This is a genomic window from Sporosarcina sp., assembly GCF_029257255.1.
Taxonomy (GTDB): domain Bacteria; phylum Bacillota; class Bacilli; order Bacillales_A; family Planococcaceae; genus Sporosarcina.
Genome location: NZ_JARICI010000027.1, coordinates 60,924 through 74,427, shown reverse-complemented (window position 1 = coordinate 74,427; position 13,504 = coordinate 60,924). Strand labels below are relative to the sequence as shown.

Genomic DNA, 13,504 nt, shown 5'->3' with positions numbered 1-13,504 from the left:
TTGTCCGTTCCGATTGGATCTTTTGCGAAGTCAATGTTCACTGTTCCAGCTAGTGCGTATGCTACAACTAGTGGAGGTGAAGCCAAGTAGTTCGCTTTAACGAATGGGTGTACGCGGCCTTCAAAGTTACGGTTACCTGAAAGGACAGATGTAACTAGAAGATCTTCGTCGCCAATTGTTTTTTCAATTTCCGGAAGCAATGGACCGGAGTTACCGATACATGTAGTACATCCGTAACCTACTGTGTTGAATCCGATTTTATCCAAATAATCAGATAGACCTGAATCGTTCAAGTAGCCTGTTACAACTTTAGAACCTGGTGCCAATGAAGTCTTAACATAAGCAGGTGGTGTAAGTCCTTTTTCAACAGCTTTCTTCGCAACCAATCCAGCCGCTAACATTACGTAAGGGTTTGAAGTGTTTGTACAAGAAGTAATTGCTGCGATTGCAACATCACCAGTTTTCAACTCAACCTTGCGGCCGTCTTCAAACTTGATAGTACCTTTTTTCTCAAGTTCTTTTGGCGTTAAACCAAAGCCTTGTGTTCCTTCTGGAGCAACAACTGCGTCTTTGAAAGACTGCTGCATTTCAGTCAATGGAATCAAGTCTTGTGGACGCTTAGGACCTGAAAGGTTTGCAGCGATATCACTTAGGTCAATTTCCACCACTTTAGTGAATGTCGGCTCTTCCTTTTCAGGAGTAAAGAACATATCGTTTTCGATCAAGTATTGCTTCGTTACAGCGATATGGTTTTCATCGCGGCCAGTTAGACGCATGTAGTTCAATGCTTCTTCGTCAACCGGGAAGAATCCACAAGTAGCACCATATTCAGGCGCCATGTTAGCAATTGTTGCACGGTCAGCAAGAGGTAGTTGAGATACGCCTGGTCCGAAGAACTCAACGAACTTACCTACCACGCCTTGTGCACGAAGTGTTTCAGTTACTTTCAATGCTAAGTCAGTTGCAGTTGTTCCATCTGGAAGTTCTCCAACCAATTTAACGCCGATTACTTCAGGGATTGGGAAGTATGAAGGCTGTCCCAGCATTCCTGCTTCAGCTTCAATTCCGCCAACACCCCATCCAAGTACTCCGATACCGTTGATCATTGTCGTGTGGGAGTCAGTTCCTACCAATGTATCAGGGTATGTTTCGAATGTGCCGTCTTCACCTTCGATTGCGTGAACAACATTTGCAAGGTACTCCAAGTTTACTTGGTGAACGATACCTGTTGCAGGCGGTACTGCACGGTAGTTGTCATATGCTTTTTGAGCCCAGCTTAAGAACTGATAACGCTCAGCGTTACGCTCGAATTCAAGCTCCATATTCATCTGAAGAGCCTGTGGTGTACCGTAGCTGTCTACTTGTACTGAGTGGTCAATTACTAGATCCACTGGGATTTCAGGGTTGATTTTATTAGGATCTCCGCCTTGTTCTTTCATTGCAGAACGCAATGATGCAAGGTCAACTACAACAGGAACACCTGTGAAGTCTTGAAGGATTACACGTGAAGGTTTGAATGGAACTTCAGCATCTGCATTCTGTACAGTGCCCCATTTCGCCAAGTCTTCTACGTGCTCGTCCTTGATTACGTATCCGTCGTGCTGACGAAGAACTGATTCCAGTAGTACTCTCACTGAATAAGGAAGTTTAGAAATTTTTGAAAGGCCTGCTTCTTCTAAAGCTTTTAGGCGGTAGTAGTTATACGTCTTTCCATTCACTTCGAAAGACTGGCGGCTATTGTGTAAATTGCTTTTTGCCATGATTTGGTTTCCTCCCTTTATATACTGAAAGATCATAAAAGCACATCTTTCCTCTACTCCATCATAGTATAGCAAAGAAGATTAGTAAAATACATATAAATTATAGGATGACATAAGAAAAACCAATGACTAAATCAATTATCATTAAGAATTCTCAATTAGTCATTTGGATTCTCAAATAGACGATGTTTCACTGGGAATTTTTTACTTTACACGACTTATCACCCAAATTCTGTCTTTCGAAGTGTTGGAAATTATTTTTTATTCAGCTGTCTTTACAGATGTCTGGATATTCATCAGCCACTATGCCAAAATAATAGCAAAGGAGCTGATGAAATTGAATAAAGCATTATTAGTCGTAGATTATACAGTAGATTTTGTGGCGATTGATGGAGCATTGACTTGCGGTGAGCCGGGAATTGCGCTCGAAGATTATATCACACAGTTAACAGAGGACTTCCTCAAACAGCAGCATCCCGTTTTTGTCATTAATGATCTCCATGAAAAAAACGATCCATACCATCCGGAAAGTGCCCTGTTCCCTCCTCACAATATCCGAGGAACAGCAGGAAGAAATCTCTACGGCAAAATGAATGATCTTTATAAAGAGCATGAACAAGAAATTATGTGGATGGATAAAACAAGATACAGCGCATTTGCTGGCACTGATTTAGATATACAGCTTCGCGCACGCAACATTTCAGAAATTCATCTGACAGGCGTCTGTACGGATATCTGCATTTTACATACCGCAGTGGATGCCTACAATAAAGGCTATAAAATTTTTGTTCATCAAGGCGGCGTTGCAAGCTTTAATCCATCAGGTCACGATTGGGCGCTGTCGCATTTCCAGAGCTCTCTCGGCGCAACTGTCATACCTAATTAATCACACAAAAGTTCAGCAGTAAAAAAACTGTCTGAACTCTTTTATTTTTATCTTCCGAATAAAAAAGGTTTCATGTATTAAAAAATTGGTAATACAAATACTAAGCAAGAGATACACACAAATTCTTAAAGGAGATGAACAGAATGAGTTTTCTTTGGTTCTTAATTATCGGAGGTATCATTGGTTGGTTAGCTGGCCTTATTGTAGGTAGAGATATTCCAGGTGGTATTATTGGTAACATTATTGCAGGTATTGTAGGTGCATGGATCGGTGGTGCACTGCTAGGCGAATGGGGTCCACAGATCTCTAGTTTCTACTTTTTACCAGCATTAATCGGTGCAATCGTACTGGTATTCATTGTCAGTCTGATTATGAAGAGTATGCGCAAAGCATCTTAATTTAGACAAAAAAGTGGAGTCTTCCTAAATTGGAAGCTCCACTTTTTTATTTGGCTGCTTGTATTTTTGATTCATTCGCTTTACGCTGTTCTTCAAATTCATTAAAATACCAAAGCACATCTTCCACATATGTTTCACTGTGATTATAGTGAAAGATTGCTTTTTCTATCTGACCGTCAGCCGCTCCGCTTTTGGACAGATAATTCGCTGCACTGAATATCGCATCTTCGATATTAAACGGATCTGCAATTCCGTCCCCGTTTGCATCTACACCGTAACCGCCATATTTTTTAATAACAACAGGATCGGTTTTATCTTTTTGAGGAATACTTCCCTTGCCAAGATCTTTGCATCCCGGATAGCCCCAGCCGACAAATGTACAAGGCATAAATTGCATCGGGCCTTCAGCACCGGCATGGGATACATCGGCATGCATCGTACTGAATCGCGTCTCAATCCGGTGATGCGCTGCGAGCAACGTCCACGGAATGCCATATTCTTTGCCTGCTGCAATGTAAATCGGAATATATTCTTCCGGGATCGCGGTACCGGTCTGCCTGTCCTGCATGCTTAACAGAGTCGAGGCAGATTTTCTGATAACGTCATTTTTTTCGATGCTTGTCCAAAGGATTGCAGCAATCGTGAAGACGGTGACGGCAACGGGTATTAAAAAGATCAAGAAGGCTACTTTTATACGGATCGACCGACTGACCTTCTTTTTCTTCATTGCCTCACCCCTTCCTCATCTTAGTTGCCTTCTTTTATCAGCGCTTTCATGTCTTTTACAATTGTATCATAAGGGACATCATCTTTCCCGTCATATAGTTTTACGACTTCCCCGTCCCGATTCACCAGACCAAATGAAACACTGTGCAGTACTTGATTACTGTTTGGAATTTCTTTCACGACTTGTTTAAATGAAGATGCCGCCAGTTTTTCGATCGTTTTCATATCATAGCCAGTGAGCAGCTCCCATTTATCACGCAGATGCTGATCGTCAACTCCGAGTTCTTCTTTATCATTGTCTGTAAGAGCGACAAATGCTTCCATATAATTTTTTAAAGCCTCTGGCGTATCCGTTTCAGGATCAATACTGAAGGCTACAACTTTATAATCTTCCACATCTTTTTCCTGCAGTTTCTTTTGCAGCGTGAACATATTGCTCATCATTGGAGGGCATGCATCTTCACAAACTGTGAAAATAAACTGCGCCAGCCATACTTCGCCTTTCAAATCTTCATTCGATACTTTTTCATGATCTTGATTGGTAAATTCAAATGGTTCCACCTTATACTTGTGATCGGGCTTGAAACCGCCTCCGCATGCACTCAACATCAGTACAAATATGAGTGTCACCGGCACCAAAAACTTTTTCTTCATCATTGATTCCTCCACCTTTTGATAGTCACTTTATCATAACGAAAGTTTTCATATCAAACAAGACGGTGGTCTGTTCCTATTTGGCTAAACATTGACGGTTTCATGAAGTTCTCATGAAGTTTATCGGTCTTTTATATCGGAGAGAACTTCATGGATTGCTTCTAGCTTCACTTCGAGCCTGTGCAGCAGGTAAAACGATACAAATATCGGAAATCCTACGTCCTGAATGAGTTGTAGCCAATGCTCCATATATGTCTCCTCCTATCTATTTGAATGTAAAAAAACCGGCATCCCGTAGAATGCCGGCACTTTCTATTAACGTGCCAATAACACTTGCGTATCCCGCTCTACAATCCGTGCGCTTTTAATATGTGCCAACGGAGAATCTTCCACAACAAATACTCCACTGTTGATCATTTGCTGCATAGCAGACTCCACTTGTTCAGCTGTTACATCTTCTCTTGGAGCATCCACAGTCAATTTCACCGGTTCTTCAGCTGCAGTCAGAAAGTTCAATTCCAATACTTTTGCCATTTGCTTGTTCCTCCTTTTCGTCCTTAGTCATTTTGTACTTCCTCTGTTACGACCTTCTCAACTTTGATCAGCAAGTAACTTGATAACGAAGCTAATTGAGTCAATGCGACATGTAGGCTGTCTGCTGAAGACTGGCTGTTGAGATTCTTATACGTTTTGATTTTGCGAATGATACTGCCCTTTTCATTCGTGCCGGCGTTGAAGTGAATTTTACCGACTGCATGATTGAATTCTAGTGAAGCTGCCATAAGTATCACCTCCTTTCACCCTCTATATAGAATGAAAAAACAAAAGAGATACTTTGTTAGTGAAATATTTTTCAATTGATTCTATAATGGAGAGTAGATATGGAAGAGGTGAATAACAGTGCAAGACCTATTTATGTGGTTTATTCTATTCTGGGGTATTGTAATGATCGGGTTATTCGGTATTGGCGGATTTTTCATGTTTCGTAAGTTCCTAAAGGTTTTTCCGAAAGAAGACGGCAAATCGACATTAGACTGGGAAGAGCATTATGTGAATAAATCACTGCATTTATGGAATACCGAAGCTAAGAGCATGTTAAATGAACTGGTTACACCGGTACCTGAATTATTCCGTGATGTAGCAAAGCAAAAAATCGCTTCGAAAATTGGACAGATCGCGTTAGAAGATCGTGCGAAAACAATTGAATTCGACCATATTATTAAAGGATATATTCTTGCGACGCCAAAGCGGGATCACAATTTCCTCCGTAAAAAGCTGAATGAAATGGATGTAGACATGCAGCCATATGAGCATTTATTTGGCTGATAGATAAATAAGTAAAAAAAGCAATCTGTCCATATAGGGACAGATTGCTTTTATTTTACGCTTTTTTCAAGTTTCTTATATTTCACGAGCATTCCAACACGCCAAGGCAGAATCATAGAAAATGCAAGAATAAAGAACATTCCGCCAAGCTCACCTACATCGATCGTGTTGCTAAGTATAATTTTACCAACCATCCGCACAATCAGCAGACTAAACAGAATAATAAAGAAAACCTTTGATTTCTTTAAGTAAATCCCTTCTTGCTTCAATTCAAACGTAGTCGTTTTGATCAGGAATGTGGAAAACACTAATCCGACGAGACTCGCTTCGAGAACCTGTATCCACGGAACCTGAAACTCATCAAATAAGAACATTAGCATTCCTGTCGACATGAACAACGGGGGCAGTATGATTTTCTTAACTTGGATCGGCTTATTAGAAGCTTTCGCACGCATCGTATAAACAATCGTCGTCATGACAATAAAAACAACTGTTGAAACAATAATCAGGAAGACTGGCGGAATGTTATTGAAAATATAATCAACCCATTCCTGCAGCTTACTCATCTTCCGCCTTCCCCCACTCCTCCAGATCATCTAGTCGTCTTGTCAAATCATTCATCGGAATGATTCTGGCAAAACGCGCCATTTCTCTTTGCTCATGGAATAATAGTACAACGGGAGCTGTAAAGAGTTCCAATTGACCCGCCATTTCAGGAACTTCCGCTGCGTTCACCCGATAAAACGGAAACGCATAGGACTCCTGAAGAGCCGCCACTTGAGGATACAGTCCTTCACAGACAGAACAATGATTGGTTTTGACAAACAACAATAACTGTCTGGATTCGCTTAATATGCTTTGCCACTCGTCAAAAGAATGTATTTCTTTCATATTGCACCTCTTTTCTGTTTGGTAGTCTTTTGTCCATATTCAGCAAAACCTCGATTAGAAGCCTTGGAAATCACCGAAAATCGGACTGAGCAAACTAGTGAAATATACCATTCCATTAAAGAACAGTACGATACCGAAGACAATCATCAAATATCCGCCGGCTTTCGTGATCTTCATACTGTGTTTGCGGATCCAGCCGATTCTTGTAATGAAGAATGACAAGAAAAAGAATGGAATCGCAAATCCAAGTACATAAAGCATCATATACAACATACTCGAAGCCGGGTTAGTAGCCGCCAGATAGATGATCGCGCCAATGATGGGGCCCATACATGGCTGCCAACCTGCCGAAAAAGCAAGTCCGATCAGCGCCGTACCGAGATAACCGGCCGGACGGTTTTTAAATTGCAGTTTTTTCTCTTTCATCAAAAATTCCGGTTTGAATAATCCAATCGTCATCAAACCAAAGATCACGATGAAAATCGCGCCAAGCTGACGGATTAAATCTTGATACTGTAAGAAAATCGCGCCAATAAACGATGTACTGAATCCCAGGATGACGAATACAACAGAGAACCCGAGTAAAAAGAACAGCGTATGTAAAATACCAGTACGGCTCATTCCTTTTGACTTATCACCTAAATCATCCAGTGACATACCGGTAATATACGATATAAAGGCCGGGTATAGTGGCAGCACGCACGGAGAAATAAAACTTAAAAAACCCGCTCCGAACGCAAAAAATATATTAACATCCGCCCCCAAAGTAATTCCTCCTTCATGATTAGGAATAGTAGAAAGCTGACAGATCATTTCTATGCCGCCAACTTTCCCACTCCATCGTACCAAAACTGTCTATAGATTACGCTTCATTTGTTTGTGAAATCTTTTTGACAGTTTCTCAGATATTCTCCTGTTCACCGTTTTGCAGTTCATACATCGTGTAATACAATCCTTTTCTTGCAAGTAATTCATGATGTGTCCCTTTTTCAACAATTTCACCATGATGAAGCACCAAAATTAATTCCGCATCCTGTACCGTACTGAGTCGATGGGCAATCGCAATCGTCGTGCGGCCTTCCCGCATTTTCGCAAGACTCGCCTGAATGGCTACTTCGGTCTCCGTATCAATGTTGGCCGTTGCTTCGTCGAGCACTAAGATCTTCGGCTGCATAGCCATTGTCCGTGCAAATGCGATCAACTGACGCTGTCCGCTCGAGAATGTAGAACCTCTTTCTGACACTTTATGCTGATAGCCCTCCGGAAACTCCTCAATAAAACGGTCTGCCTGTACAAATTCAGCTGCTTCCCTGACATCCTGATCTGTCAGCGCGCTGTTATGCAGACGGATGTTGCTTGTAATATCTCCGTAGAACATGAACGGATCCTGCAGAACCAATCCGACTTTCATTCGCAACTCTTCCATTGAATAGTCTTTCAATGAAACACCATCAATCAGGATCTCCCCTTGTTCATATTCATAGAAACGCATGAACAAGTTAATAATGGAACTCTTGCCGCTGCCGGTATGGCCGACCAGCGCCACTGTTTCTCCCGCGTTTGCAGTGAATGAAATATCTTTCAGCACGTCATTTTTGCCGTCATAGCTGAACGTCACATTACGGAATTCAATCTTTCCTTCTGTTATTTTTTTATCTACTTGCGCTGTTTGTACAGGCTCCATCCGCGGATCGTCAATTAATGCGAAAACACGTGAAGCAGAAACAATTGCCTGCTGGAACATGGACATCCGCTGCATCACTTGCTGAACCGGCTGGAACAGACGGGTAAGCAAAGCAGTAAATGCATAGATGATTCCAACATCCACTGCAGTTGTTAATGATGTTACCCCAAAGTAACTGAGCGCCGCAATGACCGTTGCAGTATACAGTAAATCGATAAACGGTCCGAGAAGCAGACTGTCGAACTTGATGTTTCGCATACCTGCACGATAATGCCCCTCATTGACCTTAATAAATTCGTCAGACAGTCGTTTTTCCTGACGAAACGCCTGAATCATTCCCATTCCCGATAGCGACTCTGAAATTTTCGCATTCAGCTGACTGAGTCGTTCGCGGATATCCTGGTAAAAATCGGCACTGTAATAGCGGTATACCGATACAATCACCAAGAACAACGGCAACAACACCAGTGTATAAACTGCCAATCTCGCATCTAATGAAAATAGCGCAATATAGACGCCGATCAGGCCGAAAATCGCCTGCAAAAATGTTACCGCCACATTGTCGAACATTTCCTTGATCGACTCCGTATCGTTCGTAACCCGTGAAACGATGCCGCCTGCGGGTGTCTGATCAAAATAACGCAATCCTAGCTTTTGTACTTTCGTAAATACATCAATTCGTAATTGCTGAATGATTGACAGCGCGAGTTCCTGAAAACGCAGCGTTTCAAAATACAGCGCAATCACATTCACCAGTTGCAGTCCCACATAAGCGATTGCTATGATCCAGACCTGCCGTGCAGGAAATTCACGCGGCACGACATGATCATCAATAAACATCTGGATGATCAGCGGACCGACAACTGTTGCTGCAACGGTTATCATCAGCAACACCATCGCAATAAATGCACTGCGTTTAAACGGGAGGACATAACGTGCCAAACGCATAAATGTTTTTAATTGGTCTTTGGCGGACAGATTCACCTGCTTATTCATATGTCTCGCCTCCTTGCTCCACAATCGACTCGAGCTGTTGCAGGTCATACATCTCTTTGTAGATTCCCTGTTTCTGCAGCAAACTCTGATGGTCCCCTATTTCAACCACTTTTCCTTCTTCCATTACAATGATCTGATGTGCATGTTGAATCGCACTCAGACGATGCGATGTGATAACAGTTGTCTTACCTGTCCGTTGTTCTTTTAATGAATGCAGGATGGCTTCCTCTGTTCTGGCATCTACCGCTGAAAGCGAGTCATCCAAAAGTAATAGCTCCGGATTCATCAGTAACGCACGCGCGATGGACACTCGCTGTCTTTGTCCGCCTGACAGCGACACGCCGCGTTCTCCGACCATCGTTTCATAGCCGTCAGCAAACGTCAGAATATCTTCGTGAATATGTGCCGCTTTTGCGGCCGCCACAATCTCCTCCTGATCAATTGCAGGATTCGTAAAGGCGATATTCTCACCCAGCGTCGTAGAGAACAGGAAATGGTCTTGCGGTACATAACCGATCGCTTGCCGCAGATTTTCTTTCTTATAACGCGTGATCGGTATCCCGCCATACGTTATAGTTCCGGTATACCCTTCAAATTCACGCATAAGCAGTTTTAGGATAGCAGTTTTCCCTGATCCTGTCCGTCCGACTATGCCGAGTGTTTCACCCTTTTTTAATGTAAAGTGAATATCTCGCAAAGACGATTCCGTATCATCAGGAAATGTAAAGCTGCCTATATTAAATACAATATCTCCTTGAGGCAGCTCTCCAATTGCACCGGGGCGATCCTGTATTTCCTGCTCTACCGACAGCAAGTCTTGAATTCGGCTGTAGGAAGCATTGCCACGTTCTACAATGTTAAATAAGAAACCAATGGCAAACATTGGCCAAGTTAAAAGTCCGAGATACGAAATAAATGCAATCAGTTCGCCAATTTTCAGTTCGCCGGCTATGATGAATCGTGTACCAAAGACAAACGCTAAAATATAAGAAACTGTAAAAATCAACGCAATCGTCGGGTCAAATAATGCATCAATTTTAGCGACGCGCATATTTTTCTGCACGACTGTTTCTGAGCGTTCGGTAAATGCCTCAATATCTTCTTTTTGCTGACCGAACGTTTTCAGCACTTTGATGCCTGAGATACTTTCCTGTGTTTTGTCATTTAAATCAGAAAAGGCTTCTTGTGCAACCATAAAACGCCGGCGCAGCAAACGGCCGTAATAGCTTGTCAGAATGACCATTAACGGAATTGGAATCAATGCAATCAGCGTCAGTTTCCAGCTAATTGTCAGCGCCATCGTCAAGATCACAAATCCGCCGGTCGACACTGAATCGGCCAGCGTCAAAATCCCCATGCCCGCAGTTTGCTGCACGGCACTAATGTCGTTCGTCGCGTGCGCCATTAAATCCCCGACTCTCCTGCGCTGATAGAACGAAGGAGACATGCGAGTAAAATGCTGGAATAATCGCTCTCTCATTGTCCGCGCCAAATAAACGGCCGAACCAAAGATCATCACGCGCCATAAATAACGGCCCAGATACATCAAGATGCCTGCCGCCGCTAGAATAATCATCCACTGCTTCAGCATATCCGCAGTGAGCGTTCCTTCCGCCACAGCATCCACAATCATACCGATAATTTTTGGAGGAGCAAGCTGCAGCATGGCAACGAGCATTAAGGCAGTAACCCCGATAATATACTGCTTTTTTCGCTCTTTGAAAAACCAGCCCAAATCAACTAACACTTTCATATATGTTCCTCCTTGCGTAAGACGGCCTAGTTTCTATTTGATTTTATCAGACTGCTTGCCATACCGGAAGTTCCGAAGATTAAATTTTACGGTTTCTGAAATAATTCAAGCATCGGGTGCTATTTATAATGTCCACCGATCAATCGATTTCTTCGGTAAGCAGTTCCTCCTGGTGTAACAGAGACGGCACGTAATATGGATGCCGACCCATATTTCATCCGCAGTTCATCCATCACGCGCCCGATCTGCTGCTGTTTCCAATTCATCGGTTCAAACAAACTGAGCTGCAAACCGTATGATTCTTCCAGATTGGTAAGACTGACAGAGATATGGCGGACTGGCCGGCCGTCGTGATGTATTTCTATCAATTCTATACAGGTGCGGTAAATAATCATCGTTTGATCAGTCGCTTCCGCCAGCGTTTTTCTGCGATTAAACCCGCCGCCGAACGCATGTTTTGAATAACCGAAAGACAGCTGGACCGTTCTTCCTTTCTTGCCCGCCAGCCGCGTGCGCATCGCCGCATCCTCACACATCTCGAGCACTACTGTTAAAATCTCATCCATCTTTATGTAATCGCGCAGCAAGGTCTGGCCTTTTCCATAGCTGATCTGTCCTTCAATCAACACTGAACCGAGTTCCGAATAGTCAATACCGTGCGCATGATAATACAACTGATTCCCCATGACGCCGAACTTCTTCTCAAGATGATCGAGCGGTGTGCGTGCTAAATCACCGACCGAATAAATCCCCATATCTTCCAGTGTCCGTTCCAGTCTCCGTCCGATTCCCCACATATTGTGAAGCGGCGCAACCGGCCACAGTTTCGCCGGCACATCTTCATACGTCCAGTATGCCACGCCCGTTTTCTTCGCTTCCAGATCAAGTGCCAGTTTCGACAGCAGCATATTCGGTCCCACCCCGCAGGCAGAACGCAACTGAAACTGCCGGTACAGCTCATCCTGTATCCGATCAATAAGACTTTCTAAGGGGCCCCATAACTTTTCCGTCCCTGTAAAATCAACAAAGCTTTCATCGATACTGTATACATGAATCGCTTCTTTCGGTACATAGCGGTTCAACAGCTTTGTCAACTCCATCGATACATCGATGTAAAACTGCATTTTCGGTTCAATCAGCCGGATACTCGGATCACTCGGAATTTCATACAGCCGCATACCCGTCGTGATGCCGAACTGTTTTTTGAGCGGCGGCGAAGCGGCCAGGACAACACCTCCCTTGCGTTCGATGTTGCCGATAACCGCAATCGGTGTCTCCATCACATCCAGCCCTTCAATAGCTGCTGCGCAACTTGCATAAAAGCTGCGCATATCGATACAGGCGATTTGTTTATTCGGTAATTGTTCCATATGGCCTTCACTCCTAATAAGAACAAACGTTCCTTTCCTGTATTATAACCAAAACTTCGCTGTTCAATCAATGGAAATTAGCGGGTTTACTGCCTATTGCCGCAACAAATTATTTTCAGACGTAAAAAAAACAGCCAAACCCGTTAAGGTCGGCTGCCGGCATCCGCAATCAGAGTGAAATATCTTCTGGCGGCTGTCCTTTTTTATTCATCAGTCGGATCGCTTCCGGCTCAATCTTCAAAATCACGAGATTTGGATCATCCGGTCCCTCAAACCAATTCTTCATGTGGTCATTCCATATTTTCTCTTTCAGGCTTTCATCCGAAGAAATAGTTACACGTCCGGCATACTCAACAAACAAATCGCCGAATCCTTCTCCTTCATAACCAAGCAAAATATGCGTATGAGGATTGTCTTGCAGCTCATCCACTTTTTCCGTCTTTTTGTTAGTCGCAGTGTACAGCGTCAATCCTTCATTCATAAATGTCATATAGCGGCTGTATGGCTTATTATTGTCCACCGTCGCCATTGTCCCGACGAAACTTTCGTCAAGAATTTTCTTCACAGTTTCTTTTGCAGTCATTAAAAGTCCGCTCCTTTCGCGATTACTCTTATTCTTCCCATATGAACTGTTTTTAAACAGAGAAAAGAGTCGCGACAAATTACCGGAGAGCAAACTTAGTTCAATGATGAAAGCTGAGAATTAAGCAGGCTTTTTGGAATTATAGCCTCGGTCTCCATATGGCTGAAGTTTTTCAAGCCATTTATTCTCCAGTTCAGCTAACGCTTCTTTTTCATTAAAATAAGGACTGTCTTTCTTTTTCAGCGTTTCTAAAATATCTATTTGAAAAGCTTCTTTGCCAAACGCTTTCCAATCTTCCTGTAGCTGCGCACTTATATAAACGCCCGTTTCCAGACTGAATTTCACACCGTTCAGTGTTTTAAAATTCCGGGTGCTTCCAACAAAGACCTTTTGATTGGCGTTGTTCTTAATTTGAAAAACACCAGCCTCAATTTCAGTCTCCTTATATAGCTGCTTTAATTCTTTTTTTCGATCCAT

17 protein-coding genes are annotated in these 13,504 nt (G+C 42.9%); 3 read left to right on the top strand and 14 right to left on the bottom strand.

Annotated features, from left to right (window positions below; translation table 11 throughout):
* On the bottom strand, nucleotides 1-1,760 hold a 1,760-nt coding region (gene acnA / locus Q1J64_RS06815), incomplete at its 3' end, for an aconitate hydratase AcnA (RefSeq protein WP_301108326.1).
* 337 nt (nucleotides 1,761-2,097) lie between these two features.
* Here acnA and Q1J64_RS06810 point away from each other — a divergent pair.
* A complete protein-coding gene (locus tag Q1J64_RS06810; RefSeq protein ID WP_301108325.1) occupies nucleotides 2,098-2,646 on the top strand; it encodes a cysteine hydrolase family protein in 549 nt (182 codons plus the stop codon).
* 143 nt (nucleotides 2,647-2,789) lie between these two features.
* Nucleotides 2,790-3,044 carry a GlsB/YeaQ/YmgE family stress response membrane protein gene (locus Q1J64_RS06805; protein ID WP_085426187.1) on the top strand — a complete coding sequence of 85 codons (255 nt, stop codon included), beginning with the start codon at nucleotides 2,790-2,792 and terminating at the stop codon, nucleotides 3,042-3,044.
* A gap of 46 nt (nucleotides 3,045-3,090) precedes the next feature.
* On the opposite strand, the gene Q1J64_RS06800 is transcribed toward Q1J64_RS06805, so the two are convergent.
* From Q1J64_RS06800 to Q1J64_RS06780, 5 genes are all read right to left on the bottom strand, one after another.
* Nucleotides 3,091-3,771: a lytic transglycosylase domain-containing protein gene (locus Q1J64_RS06800; RefSeq protein ID WP_301108324.1), complete on the bottom strand. Its 681-nt coding sequence runs from the start codon at nucleotides 3,769-3,771 to the stop codon at nucleotides 3,091-3,093.
* Nucleotides 3,772-3,791: 20 nt separating this feature from the next.
* Entirely contained in the window at nucleotides 3,792-4,427 is a 636-nt protein-coding gene (locus Q1J64_RS06795) for an SCO family protein (RefSeq protein ID WP_301108323.1), read from the bottom strand.
* 117 nt (nucleotides 4,428-4,544) lie between these two features.
* On the bottom strand, nucleotides 4,545-4,673 hold the full coding sequence (locus Q1J64_RS06790) for a YvrJ family protein (RefSeq protein WP_301108322.1): 129 nt from the start codon (nucleotides 4,671-4,673) through the stop codon (nucleotides 4,545-4,547).
* Nucleotides 4,674-4,739: 66 nt separating this feature from the next.
* Nucleotides 4,740-4,958: a DUF2922 domain-containing protein gene (locus Q1J64_RS06785; protein ID WP_301108321.1), complete on the bottom strand. Its 219-nt coding sequence runs from the start codon at nucleotides 4,956-4,958 to the stop codon at nucleotides 4,740-4,742.
* 23 nt (nucleotides 4,959-4,981) lie between these two features.
* Nucleotides 4,982-5,206 carry a DUF1659 domain-containing protein gene (locus Q1J64_RS06780; protein ID WP_301108320.1) on the bottom strand — a complete coding sequence of 75 codons (225 nt, stop codon included), beginning with the start codon at nucleotides 5,204-5,206 and terminating at the stop codon, nucleotides 4,982-4,984.
* Nucleotides 5,207-5,339: 133 nt separating this feature from the next.
* Between Q1J64_RS06780 and Q1J64_RS06775 the strand changes: the two genes are divergently transcribed.
* Entirely contained in the window at nucleotides 5,340-5,750 is a 411-nt protein-coding gene (locus Q1J64_RS06775) for a DUF2621 domain-containing protein (protein WP_301108328.1), read from the top strand.
* A 50-nt stretch (nucleotides 5,751-5,800) separates the two neighbouring features.
* Here Q1J64_RS06775 and Q1J64_RS06770 read toward each other — a convergent pair whose 3' ends face one another.
* The 8 genes from Q1J64_RS06770 to Q1J64_RS06735 form a co-directional block, all read right to left on the bottom strand.
* On the bottom strand, nucleotides 5,801-6,316 hold the full coding sequence (locus tag Q1J64_RS06770; RefSeq protein ID WP_301108319.1) for a CcdC family protein: 516 nt from the start codon (nucleotides 6,314-6,316) through the stop codon (nucleotides 5,801-5,803).
* Nucleotides 6,309-6,641, bottom strand: a complete 333-nt coding sequence (locus tag Q1J64_RS06765; RefSeq protein ID WP_301108318.1) for a thioredoxin family protein — start codon at nucleotides 6,639-6,641, stop codon at nucleotides 6,309-6,311. Before Q1J64_RS06765 ends, Q1J64_RS06770 begins: the two co-directional genes overlap by 8 nt.
* A gap of 54 nt (nucleotides 6,642-6,695) precedes the next feature.
* Nucleotides 6,696-7,406 carry a cytochrome c biogenesis protein CcdA gene (locus Q1J64_RS06760; RefSeq protein WP_301108317.1) on the bottom strand — a complete coding sequence of 237 codons (711 nt, stop codon included), beginning with the start codon at nucleotides 7,404-7,406 and terminating at the stop codon, nucleotides 6,696-6,698.
* A gap of 136 nt (nucleotides 7,407-7,542) precedes the next feature.
* On the bottom strand, nucleotides 7,543-9,321 hold the full coding sequence (locus Q1J64_RS06755; RefSeq protein WP_301108316.1) for an ABC transporter ATP-binding protein: 1,779 nt from the start codon (nucleotides 9,319-9,321) through the stop codon (nucleotides 7,543-7,545).
* Nucleotides 9,314-11,074: an ABC transporter ATP-binding protein gene (locus Q1J64_RS06750; RefSeq protein WP_301108315.1), complete on the bottom strand. Its 1,761-nt coding sequence runs from the start codon at nucleotides 11,072-11,074 to the stop codon at nucleotides 9,314-9,316. Before Q1J64_RS06750 ends, Q1J64_RS06755 begins: the two co-directional genes overlap by 8 nt.
* Nucleotides 11,075-11,193: 119 nt before the next feature.
* Nucleotides 11,194-12,444 (bottom strand): Y-family DNA polymerase, encoded by a 1,251-nt coding sequence (locus tag Q1J64_RS06745; RefSeq protein ID WP_301108314.1) that lies wholly within the window; start codon nucleotides 12,442-12,444, stop codon nucleotides 11,194-11,196.
* Nucleotides 12,445-12,613: 169 nt separating this feature from the next.
* The gene (locus Q1J64_RS06740) at nucleotides 12,614-13,027 is read right to left on the bottom strand and encodes a pyridoxamine 5'-phosphate oxidase family protein (protein WP_301108313.1); all 414 of its coding nucleotides are present in this window, start codon (nucleotides 13,025-13,027) and stop codon (nucleotides 12,614-12,616) included.
* Nucleotides 13,028-13,147: 120 nt separating this feature from the next.
* Complete coding sequence (locus tag Q1J64_RS06735) at nucleotides 13,148-13,504, bottom strand: GIY-YIG nuclease family protein (RefSeq protein ID WP_301108312.1); 357 nt, start codon at nucleotides 13,502-13,504, stop codon at nucleotides 13,148-13,150.